Source organism: Deinococcus aquatilis DSM 23025, assembly GCF_000378445.1.
Classification (GTDB): domain Bacteria; phylum Deinococcota; class Deinococci; order Deinococcales; family Deinococcaceae; genus Deinococcus; species Deinococcus aquatilis.
On the sequence record NZ_KB899695.1, the window covers coordinates 176,925 to 194,933 of the forward strand.

The 18,009-nt window shown below is 64.7% G+C and carries 19 protein-coding genes; 12 read left to right on the plus strand and 7 right to left on the minus strand.

Going from position 1 to position 18,009, the window contains the following annotated elements; translation table 11 throughout:
* Window positions 1–24 precede the first annotated feature (24 nt).
* On the plus strand, window positions 25–1,236 hold the full coding sequence (locus F561_RS0100910; RefSeq protein WP_019008050.1) for a cysteine desulfurase-like protein: 1,212 nt from the start codon (window positions 25–27) through the stop codon (window positions 1,234–1,236).
* Here F561_RS0100910 and pyrF read toward each other — a convergent pair.
* Window positions 1,233–2,093 (minus strand): orotidine-5'-phosphate decarboxylase, encoded by an 861-nt coding sequence (gene pyrF / locus F561_RS0100915; RefSeq protein WP_019008051.1) that lies wholly within the window; start codon window positions 2,091–2,093, stop codon window positions 1,233–1,235. The genes F561_RS0100910 and pyrF overlap by 4 nt on opposite strands.
* Window positions 2,094–2,192: 99 nt before the next feature.
* Here pyrF and F561_RS0100920 point away from each other — a divergent pair, with 99 nt between their 5' ends.
* From F561_RS0100920 to F561_RS0100960, 9 genes are all read left to right on the plus strand, one after another.
* Window positions 2,193–2,723 (plus strand): Rrf2 family transcriptional regulator, encoded by a 531-nt coding sequence (locus F561_RS0100920; RefSeq protein ID WP_019008052.1) that lies wholly within the window; start codon window positions 2,193–2,195, stop codon window positions 2,721–2,723.
* Between the two features lie 314 nt (window positions 2,724–3,037).
* Entirely contained in the window at window positions 3,038–3,523 is a 486-nt protein-coding gene (locus tag F561_RS0100925) for a DUF4395 domain-containing protein (protein ID WP_157451437.1), read from the plus strand.
* A gap of 42 nt (window positions 3,524–3,565) precedes the next feature.
* Complete coding sequence (locus F561_RS0100930) at window positions 3,566–5,158, plus strand: nitrite/sulfite reductase (protein ID WP_019008054.1); 1,593 nt, start codon at window positions 3,566–3,568, stop codon at window positions 5,156–5,158.
* Entirely contained in the window at window positions 5,155–5,697 is a 543-nt protein-coding gene (gene cysC / locus F561_RS0100935) for an adenylyl-sulfate kinase (RefSeq protein WP_019008055.1), read from the plus strand. Before F561_RS0100930 ends, cysC begins: the two co-directional genes overlap by 4 nt.
* A complete protein-coding gene (locus F561_RS0100940) occupies window positions 5,694–6,404 on the plus strand; it encodes a phosphoadenylyl-sulfate reductase (protein ID WP_019008056.1) in 711 nt (236 codons plus the stop codon). The genes cysC and F561_RS0100940 overlap by 4 nt, the downstream gene beginning before the upstream one ends.
* A gap of 115 nt (window positions 6,405–6,519) precedes the next feature.
* The gene (gene sat / locus F561_RS0100945) at window positions 6,520–7,695 is read left to right on the plus strand and encodes a sulfate adenylyltransferase (protein WP_019008057.1); all 1,176 of its coding nucleotides are present in this window, start codon (window positions 6,520–6,522) and stop codon (window positions 7,693–7,695) included.
* Window positions 7,696–7,862: 167 nt separating this feature from the next.
* Window positions 7,863–8,846, plus strand: a complete 984-nt coding sequence (locus F561_RS0100950) for an ABC transporter substrate-binding protein (RefSeq protein ID WP_019008058.1) — start codon at window positions 7,863–7,865, stop codon at window positions 8,844–8,846.
* 1 nt (window position 8,847) lies between these two features.
* Window positions 8,848–9,681: an ABC transporter permease gene (locus tag F561_RS0100955; protein WP_019008059.1), complete on the plus strand. Its 834-nt coding sequence runs from the start codon at window positions 8,848–8,850 to the stop codon at window positions 9,679–9,681.
* The gene (locus F561_RS0100960) at window positions 9,678–10,448 is read left to right on the plus strand and encodes an ABC transporter ATP-binding protein (protein WP_019008060.1); all 771 of its coding nucleotides are present in this window, start codon (window positions 9,678–9,680) and stop codon (window positions 10,446–10,448) included. The genes F561_RS0100955 and F561_RS0100960 overlap by 4 nt, the downstream gene beginning before the upstream one ends.
* Before the next feature lie 181 nt (window positions 10,449–10,629).
* Here F561_RS0100960 and F561_RS0100965 read toward each other — a convergent pair whose 3' ends face one another.
* The 6 genes from F561_RS0100965 to F561_RS0100990 form a co-directional block, all read right to left on the minus strand.
* On the minus strand, window positions 10,630–12,057 hold the full coding sequence (locus F561_RS0100965) for an MATE family efflux transporter (RefSeq protein ID WP_019008061.1): 1,428 nt from the start codon (window positions 12,055–12,057) through the stop codon (window positions 10,630–10,632).
* 178 nt (window positions 12,058–12,235) lie between these two features.
* On the minus strand, window positions 12,236–13,594 hold the full coding sequence (locus tag F561_RS0100970; protein WP_019008062.1) for an aminotransferase class III-fold pyridoxal phosphate-dependent enzyme: 1,359 nt from the start codon (window positions 13,592–13,594) through the stop codon (window positions 12,236–12,238).
* 99 nt (window positions 13,595–13,693) lie between these two features.
* Entirely contained in the window at window positions 13,694–14,317 is a 624-nt protein-coding gene (locus F561_RS0100975; protein WP_019008063.1) for a pyridoxamine 5'-phosphate oxidase family protein, read from the minus strand.
* The gene (locus F561_RS0100980; protein WP_019008064.1) at window positions 14,314–14,775 is read right to left on the minus strand and encodes a GNAT family N-acetyltransferase; all 462 of its coding nucleotides are present in this window, start codon (window positions 14,773–14,775) and stop codon (window positions 14,314–14,316) included. The genes F561_RS0100975 and F561_RS0100980 overlap by 4 nt, the downstream gene beginning before the upstream one ends.
* A gap of 132 nt (window positions 14,776–14,907) precedes the next feature.
* Window positions 14,908–15,510, minus strand: coding sequence for a DJ-1/PfpI family protein (locus F561_RS0100985; RefSeq protein ID WP_019008065.1), 603 nt, complete (start codon window positions 15,508–15,510; stop codon window positions 14,908–14,910).
* On the minus strand, window positions 15,507–15,938 hold the full coding sequence (locus tag F561_RS0100990; protein WP_157451439.1) for a cupin domain-containing protein: 432 nt from the start codon (window positions 15,936–15,938) through the stop codon (window positions 15,507–15,509). Before F561_RS0100990 ends, F561_RS0100985 begins: the two co-directional genes overlap by 4 nt.
* 34 nt (window positions 15,939–15,972) lie before the next feature.
* Here F561_RS0100990 and pdxR point away from each other — a divergent pair, with 34 nt between their 5' ends.
* On the plus strand, window positions 15,973–17,481 hold the full coding sequence (pdxR, locus tag F561_RS0100995; protein ID WP_026298496.1) for a MocR-like pyridoxine biosynthesis transcription factor PdxR: 1,509 nt from the start codon (window positions 15,973–15,975) through the stop codon (window positions 17,479–17,481).
* Window positions 17,478–17,837, plus strand: a complete 360-nt coding sequence (locus F561_RS0101000) for a 2Fe-2S iron-sulfur cluster-binding protein (RefSeq protein ID WP_019008068.1) — start codon at window positions 17,478–17,480, stop codon at window positions 17,835–17,837. The genes pdxR and F561_RS0101000 overlap by 4 nt, the downstream gene beginning before the upstream one ends.
* Window positions 17,838–18,009: the final 172 nt, after the last annotated feature.

The following is an 18,009-nucleotide window of genomic DNA, read 5'->3' on the forward strand; positions in this document are numbered from 1 at the left end:
TCGCCCACGCCGTATCCTTTCCCCATGCCTTCCCCGGATACCCTGCCGTTTGCGCTGCACGCCCTCCGCGACCAGTTCCCGCCGCTTTCGCAGGGGCGGGCTTACCTCGACAACGCGGCGGGCGGGCTGCTGCCCCGGCGAAGTATTGAAGCCATCACGGCGCACCTGACGCAGTTTGGGGCCACCAACGCCATGCCCAGCCACGCGCCCGGGCAGGCGGTGCTGGACCTCAAAACGCGGGCGCGGGCCGCCACTGCCCTGTTTTTGAATGCCGAAGCCCCCGATGTGGCGCTGGGACCAAGTGCCACCGCCCTGAATTTCCGGCTGGCAGCGGCGTTCGGGCGGCTGTGGGGACCGGGTGACGAGGTGATCCTGAGCGGTCTGGAGCACGAAGCCAACGCCAGCCCGTGGCGCGAACTGGAGCGCGTGGGCGTCACCGTGCGGGTGTGGCACGCCCGCCAGCCGGATATGCGCCTGCATCTGGAGGATCTGCAAGCCCTGCTGACGCCCCGGACTCGCCTGGTGGCCGTGACCGCCGCCAGCAACGTGCTGGGCGTGACCGTGAACATTCCAGAAGTTGCGGCGCTGGCCCGCGCTGCCGGAGCCTGGACAATCGTGGACGCAGTTCATGCCGCCCCACACAGCTTTCCCGATGTGCAGACCTGGGGCGCGGACTTCGTGTCGTTCAGCCCCTACAAGGTCTGGGGGCCGCACCTGGGGGCGCTGTGGATTCGGCCCGAACTGCGCGGGCAATTGCCCTGGCCCAAGCTGAGTTTTGTGCCGGACGGCGATATTACGGGCATGGAACACGGCACGCCGCCCTTTGAACTGCTGGCAGGCTGGCTGGGAACTCTGGATTATCTGCGCGAACTGGGCGGGGGCCAGAGCCTGAACCGCGCCGCTTTGCAGGCCGCCTCCACCCGCATCACCGACCTGGAACGGCCTGTGCTGAAGCACATGCTGGAAGGACTGCTGCACACGCCCGGTGTCACGGTATACGGCCCACAAAGCGCAGAAGGCCGGGTGGGAACGGTGGCCTTCCGGGTAGAGGGTCAGACCCCGGCCCAGACTGCCGAGAGCCTCAGCGCACGCGGCGTAGATGTGGGCGCGGGGCACTTTTATGCCGTGCAGCCCCTCAAGGATCTGGGCGTGTATCCAGAAGGCATCGTGCGGGCCAGCATCGCGCACTACACGACAGGAGAAGATGTGGAGCGGATGCTGGCGGGGTTGCGCTAGAGTTCCAGCACCCCGTTCAGTTCATCCCGGAACCGCCGCGCCGCCGCCGCACTCGCCGCCACATCCAGCCCAGCCGCACCTGATCCAGCCGCATACTGCACGCCCCGGCTGGCGCTGGCAAGTGCGCCCGTGCCCCCCGCATGAAAGGCGGGCGCGAGATCGGCGGCGGCGGCTCCCTGTGCGCCCAGTCCGGGCAACAGCAGCAGGGCGCGGGGCATCAGGGCACGGAAGGTGGCAAGGTCGCGGGGATGGGTGGCCCCGACCACTGCGCCCACGCTGGCATAGGTTCCGGCCTCTCCCTCCTCCTCGGCATTCAGGCGGGCCACTTCCACGGCCACCCGCTCGCTGATGCCGCTGCCCTGCACATCGTTCTGATCGGGGTTACTGGTCTTAACGAGCACGAAAATGCCGCCGTCATTGGCCCGCGCCGCCTCCACGAACGGGGTCAGGGTGGCAAAGCCCAGAAATGGATTGACCGTCAGGGCGTCTCCGGCGTGGGGGCCGCCCAGCCACGCACGGGCATAGGCTTCGGCGGTGCTGCCGATATCGCCACGCTTGCCGTCCAGAATAATGGGCAAACCCAGCGTGCGGGCCAGCGCACAGACCTCTTCCAGCAGGGCGAAACCCGGCAGGCCCAGCGCCTCGAAAAAAGCCAGTTGAGGCTTGACGCAGGCGGCAAAAGGCGCGGTGGCTTCCAGCACATCCAGCGTATGCAGCCGCAGGTGCGCCGTGTCGCGGTAGGCGTCGGCGCGGGGGTCGAGGCCCACACACAGCCGGGTCTGAAGGGTACGGGTGCGCTCGGTCACGGCGGCGGCAAAAGCAGGCAGCGTCGGAAGGGGAAGTGCGGGCTGAGACATTGGAAAGCAGGCTAACACGGCAGCAGAGGGCGGCAAAAGCTGAAGGCAGGCCAATCAGGGGCAACTTGAATCGGGCACTGCCGCGCTACACTGGCGGCTATGCGGCTTTCGGCCACCGACGTTTACGCTTTTCAGGCACTGGGCTATCTGGGCCTTCAACATGGCTTGCCGCCAGTGACCGAGCCATCCGCCACCGAGTCGCCCTCAGGTCAGGCCGGGATTCAGACTGCACGCTGGATTTCCAGCGATGAGATCAGCGAGGCCACTGGAATCCACCGCCCGTATCTGGTCAGAATCCTGGCCGCCCTGACTGCCAAGGGCGTGGTCAAGAGCAAAAAAGGTATCGGCGGCGGCTACGCGCTGGCCCGCAAGCCTCAGCTTATTTCCCTGTGCGAGGTCGTGCGGGCCATCGACGGCCCCGTTGCGCCGCTGAGCTGTATCAGCCTGAACTGGCACGAGGAATGTGTAGAACAGGAGCGCTGCCACGCCCGCAACACCATCTATACGCGCATGCGAGACGCGATGCTGGCCGTGCTGCAAGAGTTCAGTGTGCATGATCTGGTGATCGATGCGCGGCAGGGCGTGAGCTACGGCCACTGCCTGGGCCACCTGCTGAAGCCGAACGCCTGAGCGGGGGAAGGTCGGGGCTGAGGACAGGGTTCAATTCTTGATTCTTGTCTTGATTGTTGGGGAGGTGGGCAACCTACCCCCCCGTTGCTGGCGCAACGCCCCCCCTTAAGGGGAGGACAAGGGCTGGGTGCTCCCCTTAAGGGGGGCTGGCGGCGAAGCCGACTGGGGGGTGATGCCCCCCGCTCCCTGCTGAACTCATAGAGCAAAACGCCGCCCTCAGACTCGCCCCACCCACCTCTCCACCCCCATCACCGCCGCACCCGAAAAGCAGACAAGTTGAGTATTCTTGTCATCTAATGCTCTATGCTGGGGGCATGACGGTTCTGCCTTCTTCCCCAAGCGCTCCTGCCCCGAAGTTGGCCGCCCGAACCGACCTCGCGGCGCTGCGGTTCAACCAGTGGACAGTGGTGGGCGTAACACTGCTGGGCCTCGTGCTGGTCGCATTTTCTAGCGTTGCCTTTGTGCTGCTGTTGGCTCTGGGCGCGGCCATGTTGCTCGGTGCGGTGCGCCCCGAACTCTCGCCGCTGCAGGCGACTTACCGAATGCTGGGGCCAGTGCTGGGCCTGAAACCCGAAGTGGTGGAAGAAGACCCCCGTGCCCATCACTTTGCACAGGGCGTAGGCGGAGTATTCCTGCTGGCAGCGGGCCTCAGTGGTGCCGCTGGCCTGACGGTGCTGGGCACGGTCCTGGGCCTGATGGTCGTGGCTCTGGCCGCCCTGAACCTCTCTCAAAAAATCTGTGTGGGCTGCCTGATGTACTTCCAGTACCGCCGCCTGCGCTACGCCGTCCTGAGCCGCTAAAGTCTTCCCAAATCCGATCACCGCCCACCAAAGGAATCTGCCATGTCTGACATCGAAACCCTGAAAAAAGAACTGCCCCCCTTTGAAATCTTCGACCTGATTCCGCAGTACGCGGCGGCGGGCCAGATCGACCCCGAAAAGATCGACCTGCTGAAATGGGCCGGGGTCTATCCTCAGCGCCCACAGGAAGACGGCTTTCTGATGATGCGCGTGAAGGTGCCCACCGCCGAACTGAGCGCAGCGACCCTGCGTGTGGTGGCGGGCATTGCCGAGGACTACGGGCGCGGGCTGCTGGACGTGACTGACCGTCAGGCGTTCCAGTTTCACTGGCTGCGAATTCAGGATATTCCCGACATTCTGAACCGGCTGGAAACGGTGGGGCTGCATACCCGTGGAGCCTGCGGAGACACCGTGCGGGCCGTGATCGCCTCGCCGCTGGCCGGACTGGACGCCCGCGAGCGCATCGACGTTCGCCCGCTGGCCGCCGCGATGGAAGGCAGCCTCAGCGGTAACAAGGAATTTGAAGACCTGCCCCGCAAGTTCAAGATCAGCATCACGGCCACCCCCGAACTGGAAGGCATCCACCACATCAACGACATCGGCTTTCTGGCCCATGAAGTGAATGGAGAGGTCGGATTTGACGTGTGGGTCGGCGGCGGCCTCGGCGCAGTGGCGCACCTTGCCAAGCGGTTGGGCGTGTTTATCCGGCCCGATCAGGTCATCGAGGTGGGCCGCGCCATCACCGGAGCCTACCGCGACCACGGCTACCGCCAGAACCGCAAAAAGAGCCGCCTGAAGTACCTGATCAAAGACCTCGGCCCCGAAAAATTCCGCGAGATCGTGGAAACGGACTACCTCGGCTACAAATTGCAGGACGGCCCCGCCGCACCCGTGGCCCGCTTCGGCGGCAGCGATGTACTGGGCGTGAACCCGCAGCGTGACGGCCTGAATTACGTGGTGCTGTCCACCACCGTGGGCCGCATCAACCCCGACAAAGCCCGCGCCCTCGCAGACCTGTCGGAGCGCTACGGTAAGGGCGTTCTGCGGACCACCGCCTTCCAGAACATGATGATTCCGCACGTGCAAACCGAAGAGGTAGACGCACTGGTCGCAGAGCTGGCCCTGCTGGAACTGGCCCCCAAAGCCACCCTGCGCGGCACCACGATTGCCTGCACGGGCACGCAGTTTTGCCGCCTCGCCCTCACGGAAACCAAGGCGCGGGTGGCGGGCATGATCGATGAACTCGAACCCAAGCACGCCGATCTGGACGTGCCCTTCGTGATCAACCTGACGGGCTGCTCGAACGCCTGCACGCGCTATCAGGTGGCCGACCTCGGCTTCATGGGAGCGCAGCGCATCCGCAAAGACGAGAGCGGCGCAGAGATCACCGAAGAGGTCTACAACGTGCATCTGGCAGGCAGCATCGGGCAGGCCGAGCGCCTCGGGGCCAAGCTGAAAGGCATCGTGCCCGCCACCCGCCTGACCGAATACACCGACCGCGTGATCAGCGACTTCAAGGCCCACAAGAGCGCGGGCGAGAGCTTTGTGGAATACGCTGACCGCGTGGGCCAGAGCCACTTTTTGCCCGATACCGTGCTGACCGAAAGCCAGGTGCCCGAAGGAGTGCTGGCATGAGTTCGGCGGCGACTGAAGGCCGGGTGCTGTGGTTCACCGGGCTGTCGGGCGCAGGCAAAAGCACGCTGGCCTCTGCGCTGCACGCCGAATTGCTGGCCGCAGGTGTGAAGACCGAACTGCTGGACGGCGACGCGGTGCGCGAGAATCTCAGCAAGGGCCTCGGCTTTTCCAGGGCTGACCGGGATACCAATGTTCGGCGGATCGCGTTCGTGGCGGGCCTGCTGGCGCGGCACGGCGTCACGGTGCTGGTCAGCGCCATCAGTCCTTATGCCGATACCCGGCGCGAGGTGCTGGCCGCCCTTCCCAACGCCGCCGAAATCTTTGTGGACGCGCCGCTGGAAACCGTGACCGAACGCGATGTGAAGGGCCTCTATCTGAAGGCCATCGCCGGAGAAATCGCGCACTTTACGGGCGTTTCCGATCCCTATGAAGCGCCCACCGCGCCTGATCTGCACCTGCGAACAGACCGCCTGAGCGTGGAGGAATGCCTGAATCTGCTGCGCCCATTGGCCGGACTGCGGGAACCTGTTCTTCTATGACCGCGCTGGAGGAACGGCCCACGCAAAACGGTGCGGTGTTTGCGCCCGCCTTCGATGCCCAGACTGATCCGTTGGACGTGATTCGCTGGGCACTGCGAACCCATCCCGACCTGATCATGCCCAGCGCCTTCAATCTGAATGGCGTGGTGCTGCTGGATCTGGCGGCGCGGGCGGGCTACACGGGTGAGGTGGTGTTCGTGGACACGGGCTACCACTTTCCCGAAACGCTGAGCACCCGTGACCAGTTGGCCGCCCGCTACCCGCAGATGACCTTCGTGACGCTGAATGCGGGAGCCACGCCCGAAGACGGCCAGACCGACCCCACGCTGTACGCCGCCGACCCCGATGCCTGCTGCGCCGTGCGGAAGGTGGCCCCCCTGCAAACCTACCTGCGCCAGCGTGCGCCCTCGGCCCTGCTGAATGCCCGCAGCCGTGATCAGGCCAGCACCCGCGCCGATATTCCTTTTGTAGAGGAAGGGCCGCGCCGCAAGATCAACCCGCTGGCCTTCTGGACGCGGGAAGAGCTGGAAGCCTACGCCGCCGCCCACGAATTGCCCGTGAATCCGCTGTACTTTGACGGCTTTCTGAGCATCGGCTGCTGGCCCTGCACCCGCGCCGTGAAACCCGGAGAGGACGCCCGTGCAGGCCGCTGGGCAGGCAAGGGCAAGACCGAATGTGGCCTGTGGGCCGGAGAAGGCAAGCTGTGAAGGTTTATTTCTGCCGCTGTATGACCATGACCCGATGTTCAGGGCTTTTTTAATACCGGAATAGTTGACCTGTTTTATCCACCTTAACCTCCAGACTCGCCCACAAGGACCCCCCATGACCATCCTGCTGCCCACCGATCCCACCGCCACCCTCCCCGCGCCCCTCGGCGGAGTTCTGGTCAACCGAATTCGCCGTGCCGGACATGACTTTGACGCCGCCGAACTGCTGGGCCTCCCGCAACTGGAACTGGATGACCGCGCCTACGCCGACCTTGAAATGCTGGCAACCGGGGCCTATTCGCCGCTGACGGGGTTTGTGAACGAGGCCGATTACCTCAGCATCATCGAGCACCTGCGGTTGGCCGATGGCACGCCGTGGAGCATTCCGATCACGCTGCCGGTGCGACGGGAAGAGGCAGGCGCGTATCAGGGCCGTGTGGTGCTGACCCGCAGCGGCGAGGCTGTGGGCTGGATCGACGTTCAGGAGCAATTTGACGCCCAGAAAGGGCTGGAATCCCGCGAGGTCTACCGCACCGAAGACCCGGCCCACCCCGGCGTGGCGGCGCTCCTGGCGCAGGGCGACGTGAACCTCAGCGGCCCGGTGGCCCTGTTCGAAGTGCCGCGTGGAGCGTTTGCCCGCCACCACCGCACGCCCGCCGAGGTGCGCGAGGTCATAGAGGCGCGGGGCTGGCGCTCCAGCGTGGCTTTCCAGACGCGCAACCCGATTCACCGGGCGCACGAGTACCTGCAAAAAGTGGCGCTGGAACTGGTCGATGGGCTGCTGCTGCACCCACTTGTGGGCACCACCAAGGGCGACGACGTACCCGCACACACCCGCGTAGAGGCATATGAAGTCCTGCTGGACCGCTATTACCCGCAGGCCCGCACCCTGCTCAGCGTGTACCCGGCGGCCATGCGCTACGCCGGACCGCGTGAGGCGATTTTGCACGCCCTGTCCCGGCGCAACTACGGCGTCACGCATTTCATCGTGGGCCGCGACCATGCAGGCGTGGGCAGCTATTACGGCACCTACGACGCGCAGGAGATTTTTGGGACTTATACGGCGCAGGAACTCGGCATCCAGATTCTGAAGTTCGAGCATACGTTCTATTGCCAGACCTGCGGCCAACTGGTCAGCCCCCGCACCTGCCCCCACGACAGCAGCCACCATCTGGTTCTCAGCGGCACCAAGGTGCGCGAAAAGCTGCGGGCCGGAGAGAGTCTTCCTGCCGAATTTACCCGCCCCGAAGTGGCCGAAGTGTTGCGGGCGGCGTACACCGTTCAGCCATAACTCCCATCAGTTCTGCGGCCAGCACGCTTTCCAGCCCACCAAGCACAGAGCGCCGTGATGAGCCGAAAGAGGCCATGAACAACCTGTAAAGGCGATCCCGGCCTTTTTCGCTTGTGTTTGAGCCATCCAGCGTGTTCACTGCCCTCACCACTTCTGGAGGAACCTTTATGACACCCCATCTGACCCCCACCAAACGAAGTTTTTTGACCCTCGCCGCCCCGCTACTGTTGGCCGTCGCCCTGTCTCCTGATGCCCATGCACAGGCGGCCACCAGCGTTCGCCTCGGCTTTTTCCCCAATCTGACGCATGCGCCTGCCCTGGTGGGCCTGGAGCGCGGCACCTTTCAGAAGGCGTTTGGGGCCGTCAAACTTGATCCCAAAGAATTCGTATCGGGCACCACGCTGACTGAGGCGTTTGCGGCGGGACAAATTGATATCGCCTATGTCGGCCCCGGCCCAGCCATCAACGCTGCGGGGCGCGGAATGCCCATTCAGTTTCTGTCAGGGGCAAGCGAGGCGGGCGCGGTGTTGGTGGCCCGCAAAGACAGCCCCATCAAGAGCTACAAAGACCTCAGCGGCAAAAACGTGGCCGTGCCCAGTCTGGGCAATACGCAGGACATCAGTCTGCGCCACATCCTGAACGAGAATGCCCTGAAGTCGAAGACGGACGGCGGCACCGTGCTGATTACTCCAATCGCGCCCGCCGATATCGCTGCGGCTTTTGCAGCCAAGCGGGTGGATGCCACGCTGGTGCCCGAACCCTGGGGCGCGGTTCTGGAAGCTCAGGGTCACCGCATCATCGGCAACGAAAAAACCGTGTGGCGCGACGGCAAATACCCCACGACCATCGTGATCGTGAACACCAAGTTTGCACAGGCCAACCCGCAACTCGTGGCCGCGTTCCTGAAAGCGCACACCGACGCGGTGGCCTTTCTGAACAAGAGTCCAGCGGCGGCGCAGGCGGCTGTGAATGCCCAGTTGCTCAAGCTGACCGGGGCCAAGATCGACCCCCGCGTGATGCAGCGTGCTTTTGCCCGCACGCGCTTTACCACCGCGCTTGATCTGGAGGCGCTGAAGGACTACTCGGCCCTGAACGTGGAAGCCGGATACGCCCGCACCGCCCCCGATCTCTCGCAGTTCCTGAAGAAATAACATGACGACGCGCCCCACGGAACTTCCCCGCCTGACATCCGGTCAGCCTTCCCGCTGGCGGGTGCTGAGCTGGCAACTTCTGGGCCTGATCCTGATTCTGGGCGTGTGGTGGCTGGTCACGGATGTTCTCAAGCTCTATCCGCCCTACGTGTTTCCCAGCCCCAGCGCCGTCTGGAAGGAAATCGAATACGGCCTGTTCGGGACTGGCCCGCAGGACGGTAAGTTGCTGAGCGCCATTGGCGGAAGCCTGCGCCGAGTCCTGACCGGATACGTGATCGCGGTCGTGTTGGGGGGCGTCGTGGGGCTGCTGATGGGCGCGTGGCTGCCGCTGCGAACCACCCTGGGTGCGTATCTCACCGGCATCCAGAGCGTGCCCAGCATCGCCTTCGTGCCGTTTGCCATCCTGTTTCTGGGCCTCAACGAACGCGCCGTGCTATTTGTGGTCATTCTGGAAGGCTTTATTCCAGTGGCGCTGGCGGTATCGGGGGCGCTGCTGAACGTATCGCCTGCCCTGCGCGTGGCAGGCCGTACCCTCGGCGCACGCGGGCTGAGTCTCACCTTGCGCGTGCTGCTGCCTGCCTCTTTGCCCAATATCCTGACCGGACTCCGCACCGCCTGGAGCTTCGCTTGGCGGGCGCTGGTCGGCGGTGAACTCCTGATTGCCGGGGTCGCCAGCCTCGGAGAGCAACTGGAAGTGGGCCGCAATACCGCCAATGTGGGCCTCGTGCTGGGCACCATCATCATCATCGGCATCATCGGCGGGCTGTTCGATACCGTGTTACGGGCCATAGAAGGCAGAGTGCGACGCGATTACGGCCTGGAGGTGCAATCATGACAGCCACGATGGAGACTCAGGCCCAGTCCACCCCCCGCACCGCCAATGGACGCGGAGCCAGCCTGACGCTCGATGGGGTCAGCTACCGCTATGCAGGCCGCCGCGCCGAGTCTGCTGCCGCCAAAGCAGGCGTTGGGCCACTGAACCTGAAGGTAGATGCCGGAGAGTTCCTGTGCGTGGTGGGGCCGAGCGGCAGTGGCAAAAGCACGTTGCTGTCTCTGCTGGCCGGATTCCTGAGGCCGCAGCAGGGTCAGATTCTGCTGGCCGACACGCCCATCACCGGGCCGCACCCCCGCCTGACTCTGGTACAGCAGGAAGCGGCCCTGTTTCCGTGGCGCACTGTGGCGGGCAATGTGGCTTTTGGCCTGGAAAGCCAGCGGTTGCCCCGTGCCGAGCGCACCAGCCGAACCACCGACGCCCTGCGGCAGGTGGGCCTGAGTGGATACGACGAACGCCGCGTTCACGAACTGTCGGGCGGCCAGCGCCAACGCGTCAGCCTCGCCCGCGCACTGGCGACCCAGCCGGGGCTGCTGCTGTTGGATGAACCTTTCAGCGCTCTGGATGTACAGACCCGCACCTCTCTGGCCGACGAACTGTTGGGCATCTGGTGGCAACAGAAGATTACGGTGGTCTTCGTGACCCACCAGCTCGATGAGGCCCTGCATCTGGGTCAGCGTGTGGTGGCCCTCAGAGACGGCGCAGTGGCCCTCGACGCCCGCGCCAAAGACGTGAGCGTGAAGCAGCTCCGCGAAACGCTGGAAGTGTAGAGAAAAGCGAAGAACAAAGACAGGCGACCTTGTAACGGGTCGCCTGCTTTTGTTCTTGATTCTTACCGAGGTTGTCAACCCCTCAACCGAACCCCCCCGTTGCTAACGCAACGCCCCCCCTTAAAGGGGAGGACAAGGGCCTGTTCTCCGCTCTGCCCACACCCCACGTCCCACACCCCAATCAGTGCCCGCTGACCACCTCTTTACCCTGTTGCTCCTGCGCGAGCTTGGGCCAGTTGATGCGGCGGCGGCGGATTTCAAAGATGATGACTTTGATGATTTCTTCCAGCCCGCGTGCCAAAAAGACGCCCCAGACGCCCAGCGGGGTATAGAGGCCCAACCAGATCGCCAGCGGCAGGCCGACCACGAACGCGCCCACCACGTCGCCCAGAATCACGCCTTTGCCGTCGCCTGCGCTGGGTAGCACACCGCCGCCCACGATCATGTTGCGAACCTTGAAGACCTGTGTGGCCGCGTTGATCAGGATGCCAAAGAAGGCGATGTGACGCACTTCCTGACCCACTGCCGGGAAGAGAGGCGAGAGCAGCAGCGCACTGAGGGCAAACAGCAGGCCAAAGCCCACGCCCGTCAGCAGGCCCGCATGGGTGATTCGGCGCAGCCAGGCCACAGCACCGGGGGCGTCTCCGGCTCCCAGAGAGCGGCCAATCAGAACGGTGGCGGCGCTCATCAGGCCAAAGCTGCCCACGATGAACACGCCCTCCAGGGTCATGACGATCTGGCTGGCCGCCAACGCCACCGTGCCCACACGGGCAAAAACGGCAGCGTACATGAATCCGCCAAGGCTCCACGCAAATTCGGTGAAAGCCAGCGGCGCGGCCACCGTGAGCAGCGGGCCAGCAATGCCGCGCCAGGCAGCACGGGCAGGCAGCACCAGCGCGGCCAGATGGCGCGGTCCATAAACCTGATACCCCAGCAGCAGGGCCTTCAGCGTCTGGGCAATGACGATGGCCCAGGCTGCGCCGACCACGCCCAAAGCAGGCAGCGGCCCCACACCGAAAACCAGGCCGTAGGCGATCAGGCTTTCGATGAGCACCGTGATCATGGTGGCGACCATCGGCGTGCGGGCGTGTCCCAGGGAACGCAAGGCCCCGCTCAGAATCCAGCCGATGACCCCCGGCACCAGCGCCAGCATCATCACTTTCATGTATGGAATGGCCGTGGCGGTCACATCTGCTGCGCCGCCCGCCAGCCGCAACAACGGCCCCGCACCCAGCACGATGGGCACCGTACACAGCCCCGCCAGCAGAAAGCTGACGCCCAGCGCGATGGTCAGCGTGCCGTTCACGCCCGCCTGATCGCCCGCCCCGGCCCGCCGCGCCACCAGAATGCTGGTGCCCGAACCCAGCGCCCCCAGCGTCACGAAGAACATGAAACTGACACTGCCCGTGAGGCCCACCGCTGCCACTGCCACCGCCCCCAGCGTGCCCACGATGACCTGATTCACAAACGTCAGTACCAATTGCAGCACCATCTCCAGACTGACAGGCACGGCAATACTCGCCATCTCGCGGGCAGGCGAGAGAACCGGGCCGGGTGGGGGAAGTGCGGTTTGAATCGATTCAGAAGAAATGGGAGCAGTCACCGTCATATCATGCACGCTACACGCTTGGGACCTGCTGAACATCAGCCAAGTGGCGGGGCAGCAGACCTGAACTGGTTGAGTGACAAGTATGAAGGGTGCAGTCAAAAGGGCGGCAAGTGAACAGGACAGCGGGCCTGGGGAGGCGGGGCTGTCCTGCTTGATGCTGTGCTAGTTGATAGAGGGGTTACTCAGTCTGCTTGTCCGGGGCCTGCTGCTCTGCCGACCGTGCTTCTGACAACTGAGCCACACGCTCGGCGCGGGGATTGACGCTGTCGAGCACACGCGCAAAGGCGGCGACGACCTGATCGATCTGCTCTGTGGTGATGACCACCGGAGGCAGGAAGCGGACGACCAGCGGCGTCGCTTGCAGGGCCAACACGCCTTCCTGATGCTCCAGCGCGTCGATGTAGGGCGCACTCTTTTCTTTCAGTTCCACGCCGATCATCAGGCCCAAACCGCGTACTTCACGGATTTTGGGCGAGGCGATGGCCCGCAGCTTTTCTATGAAGTATTCACCCTTCACGCGGGCCTGCTCGGCCATACCCTCGTTCTTCATGGCGCGGATGGCCGCGACTCCGGCAGCCATGCTCAGGGGATTGCCGCCAAAGGTGGTGCCGTGGCCGCCCTTGGGCATCTTGTCAGCTACCTCGCCTGTCATGACAAATGCGCCGATAGGGACGCCGCCCGCCATTGCCTTGGCAAGCGTCATTCCATCGGGTTTGACCAGGCAGTTTTCTGCGACCTGACAACCGCAGCGAATGCCATCGGCATCCTGACAGGATTCGGCGCAGAAGTGCTCTACAGCAAACATTTTTCCGGTGCGGCAAAATCCGGTCTGGATTTCGTCCATGATCAGCAGCGCACCCTTTTCGCGGGTGATCTGGCGGGCAGCACGGATAAACTCGGCATTGGCCGGACGCACGCCGCCTTCTCCCTGCACGGGTTCCAGAATGACTGCGGCGGTGTCTTCGGTGATGGCCGCTCGCAATTCTTCGATGTTGCCGTAGGTCACGAACGACACGTTTTTGTTGTCTACCGCCTCGCCGAAGGGTTCACGGTACTTGGGTTCCCAGGTCAGGGCCAACGCTCCCAGCGAACGCCCGCTGAAGCCGCGCTTCATGCTCACGAAGTGCTGGCGGCCCGTGGCGGTAATGGCAAACTTTTTGGCCGCTTCCATCGCCTCGGTGCCGCTGTTGCACAGGAACACACGGTCCAGACCCTCGGGCAGCACGCTGACCAGTTCGGTCAGGAACTCGGCCCGCTTGTCGTTGGGCAGGCTCTGGGGCATGACCAGCAGCGTATCGGCCTGATCGCGGATGGCCTGCACCACGTCGGGGTGACTGTGACCGATGGTCGCCACGCCGTAACCGCCCACGCAGTCGATGTATTCGCGGCCATGCTCGTCCCAGACGTTGGAACCCTTGCCGCGCACCATGACGACCTGATGCTTGCTGTACACGCCGCTGTCATGGCGATTTTCGGCGCTGAGCCAGTTGGAAGGGGCGGTATTGGTTTCGGTCTGGATGGGATCTTGTACGGTCATAAGACCTCCTCGTGGAGCCTTGCTCTAGTTACTGCTCAGTGTAAGTCGTCGGGGGCGGACAAAGTGGAAGAAGGTTAGTCCTGTGCAGGTCAGCGCAGGTCAATCCTGGGCCGGATTCAGGCGGGCCAGTTCAGGAATGAGGGACGGCCAGTCGGCAGTCTGGGTGGCGGCAGGCTGCCAGTTTTCCTTGCCGCTCCAGTGGGTAATGCTGAGGGCATACACGCAGGTTCGGGCCAGATCGCTGCCCGAAACGGGGCGGGTATCGCGTCCGATCTGAAGGCCCGCAAATACCCGCTCGGACATGACCGTCAGGGCGGCGCGGGCCTCGGCTTCATCGGTCAGGACTCTGGCCGTGCCAAACGCGATGACGCTGCGGTACTGCACCGACAATTCCAGAGGATCGTTGCTGGGCAGCAGCGCCCCGAGTTCGGACGCCTCGAAGGTGGCGCGGGTCGGCTCGGGTGTGCCCTGCTCGGTGTTGGCCCGCAGCCGTCCGGCGATATTGGTGTGATACACGATGTCGTGGTGTTCGGGTCGGTAGGCGAAGGCCAGCGGTGTGATGAAGGGAAACGCCTCGCCGTCGTCGCCCACCCACACGGTGGAAATCCGGCCTACGCGCACGCGGGCCAGCAGCGCCCGAATCCAGTCATCGTCGCGGCGATTGTTGGGGCGGCGGCTGAGGCTGGGGTCACGGGTGCGGGGGTCGTAATAGTTGGCAGTCAAGACAGCTCCTTCAATTCCTTTTCAAAGTGATGGCAGGTGATGTTGAATCCCGCTTTCAGGTAGAGGCGGTGGGCAGCAAAGCGGTGTGGCCCCACACCCGAATCCAGATGCAGCGCCCGGCACTCCAGCCGCCGCGCCTCGGGTTCCAGCCAGTGCAGAAGTGCGCCTGCATGCCCCCGGCCCCGCGCCCCAGGCAGGGTAGACAGGTCGTCGAGGTACAGGATTCGGCCAAAGGCCAGGGTATTCATGATCCGGTAGCCCGCGACGGCTACGGCATCTTCACGCCCAGATTCAAAGGCTCCGGCCAAGCGGTAGCCTTCCGGCGCTACGGCATGCAGGTGAGCGGCCAGGGCTTCGGCAGTTGCCAGAGCGGGCGCGTGAGGCCGCAGTTCGCGCAGGGCCGACAGGGCCAAACCCGCCTGCGCGGGGCCGAGAGCGTGGATCACACGGTCAGTCATACGGACTCCGCTTAATTCCGCCACAATCGGGAAAGCACCGCTTGCGGCTCCATAACGCGTAGCCCGTACTTGTTCCTACTCGTTTCACTCGAATTAAACACCGAAAAGCACGGTGTTTAATCGGAATCCGTATCATATGCCCGCCTCTGTCCAGCGGTATTCCATCTGCCGCGCCGTGCGTTCGGCCAGGGCGCGGGAATGCAGCCGCTCCACCAGATGCAGGGTCATATCTATGCCTGCACTGATGCCCCCAGAAGTCACGACCCGCCCCTGATCCACCCAGGACACCCCCGACACCACACTCAGGGCCGGAAACAGCCGCGCCAGATCGGCCTGATCTTCCCAGTGGGTCGTGACCTTCAGGCCGTTCAGCAGCCCCGCTCCGGCCAGCACGAAGGCCCCCGTACACACCGAGGCCAGCAGCTCGACCTGTCGGGCCTGCTCCTGCACCCAGTCGGTCACGCGCTGATCGGCGGCCACCGCGTCTACCACGCCCCCCGGCACGATCAGCACATCCAATCGGGGGGCTTCCTCCAGCAGCAGGTCAGGCAGCACCCGCAACCCGCCCCGCGCCACAATCGGCCCCGGCTGTGCCGCGATCAGCAACACCCGGAAGGGCTGCGGCTCGCCGTCCCGCTCGGCCAACCGTGAAGCCACACTCAGCACCTCGAAGGGGCCGCCCAGATCCAGCACCTCGATCTGATCGAAGACCAGCAGGCCGATGGTGCGGGTCACACTGAACCCCGTTCGGCAAACATCTGGCCCAGCACCGTCCGTTCTGGTGCACGCTCTCCCCCATCCGGCCCGTAAAAGATGACCCACACGGCCAGATCGTCGCTGAATGCCTCGAAGCGGTGGTCCTGACCTGCCGCCACAAACAACAGGTCGCCCGGCCCAAAGGCTCGGCGTTCTCCGGTGCAGAAGAATTGACCGGAGCCGCTGATCACGACATACAACTCATCCTGAGCATGCGGCGTCTGCGGGTCGTGATGGCGGGGGCAATACAGCTCTACGCTGAGGCTTCCCCGCCGAAAGACTTCCAGAAAACCGGGAACCGAGATGAGCTGCCGGGCATCCTGAAGGGCCACCCCGGAGGTGTCAGCACCAGAAAGCCTTGAAGTGGTCACCACCGGGTTAAGGGTCAACGCTGGGTCAGGGGGCATCACAGGTCATCCTTCATGCCCGTACACTATCCAAATGGTGGCCCCCCCAACAGTACCGCGATTGGCAAAAAAGACAGGTCCACCTTTACTGGCAAATCTTCCGCTGGCCCTGACACTAGACCGCCAAGGCCCGGACGCCCTGCACCTGCAACTGGCGGCCCAACTGCGGGCTGGGGTCACGTCTGGCACACTGGCGGCGGGCGTGGTGCTGCCCGGATCGCGGGCACTGGCTGGGGCGCTGGGCATGACGCGGGGCGTGGTGACGTTGGCGCTGGCAGAGCTGGCCGCAGAAGGCGTGCTGGACGCCGTACCGGGGGTGGGAATGCGCGTGGCGACGGGAGCCGCCCGCCCATCCAACACGCCCACGGCGGCGGCCCTGCCTGCATGGTTCGTTGTGCCGCCGCCCGCTCCGGTGGACTCGGGGCAACGTCTGGAAGGCATCTCCTTTAAACCCGGTGTGGCCGCCTCGCACCTGCTGGATGGGCGGGCCTGGCGGGCGGCGTGGCAGGCGGCGACCCGCACCCCACCGGGCGGCGATTACGGCCCAGCGGCGGGGCAATGGCCGCTGCGGGTGGCGCTCGCTGCATTTTTGGCGCGTTCGCGGGGGCTGAGCGTAGACCCGGCACGCCTGATGGTGACGGCGGGCAGCCTGAGTGCGCTGGGATTGATCGCGGGATTGTTGCCACGCGGCAGCCGCATCCTGTTCGAGAATCCGGGCTACCGGGCAGCGCGGCAGGTGCTGCTGGACGCGGGCCACACGGTGGTTTCTGTGCCTGTAGACGACAACGGCCTGATCACCGACGACCTACCCCCGGCGCGGCTGGCGGTGGTCACGCCCTCTCATCAGTACCCGCTGGGCGTGAGGATGAGCGTGCCCCGGCGACTGGCGCTGCTGGAATGGGCACGTCAGCACGACGCCCTGATTGTAGAAGACGACTACGACGGCGAATTCCGCTACGGAGCGCCGCCGCTGCCGCCCCTGACCGCGCTGGATGAGGAAAGCGCGGGTGGAGGCCGGGTGCTGTATCTGGGCACCCTGAGCAAAGTGCTGACGCCAGCGGTTCGCACCGGATTTCTGGTGACGCCGCCCGCCCTGTTGCCTGCGCTGGAGCGGGCGCGGGTGCTGGCCGACGCCGGACACAACACGGTGACGCAAGACGCCCTGACCCATTTTATTCTGGCGGGCCACCTTGACCGCCATGTGCGGCGGGCGCGGCGCTGGCATGGGCAACAGCAGGCGGCGTTGGCCTCAGCCCTGTCCCCGCTGACCGAAGGAACCCAGCCTTTGGCCCATCTGGGCGGAATCGAGGCGGGCCTGCACGCCTGCTTGCACCTGACCCCACCGCTCAAGGCCGAGGCGGTGGCCGCCGCCCTCGCCGTGCGCGGGGTTTTTGTGGGCACGCTGCGGCCCTTTACGGCAGGAGAAACCGCGCAGCAAGCCCTGGTGCTGGGCTACGGCGGCCTGACGGTGGCCCAGATCGGGGCGGGAGCGCAGGCCATCGTGGAGGTTATTCACGCCCAGTCCAGTAGATTGGCTCCATGATTCAGCTCACAGTAGACGGTTACGGAACAATACAGGCCAACGAAGGCGAACGCCTGGTCCTGGCCCTGGAGCGCGGCGGCGTGGACATTTTGCACCGCTGCGGCGGCGTGGCCCGCTGCACCACCTGCCGCGTGGAATTCAGCGCGGGCGAACCGGAAGCCATCACGCAGGCCGAACAGGACAAACTGACCGAGAAGGGAATGCAGATCGGCGGAGCGGGCGGCGTGCGCCTCTCCTGCCAGATCAAATGCCACCACGACATGAGCCTGAAGCCGGTGCAAACGGTACAAAACAGCGGTCTGGAAGCCGGAAAAGCGCCAGCAGAGGGGCTGGAGCCGGAAGCGGTCTGGGTGTAAAGGGAGAAGGAGCGAAAACCCTCTCATCGCTCCTGCCCTAACAGGCGTAACGGGTGGCAGGGACGAACCCCCCCATTGCTTTGCAATGCCCCCCCTTGAGGGAGGAGCAAACACCACCCCGACACCGCCACCCCAAATCGTCCCCGCCCAAGTCCGTGTGAGGCCGTCGTGC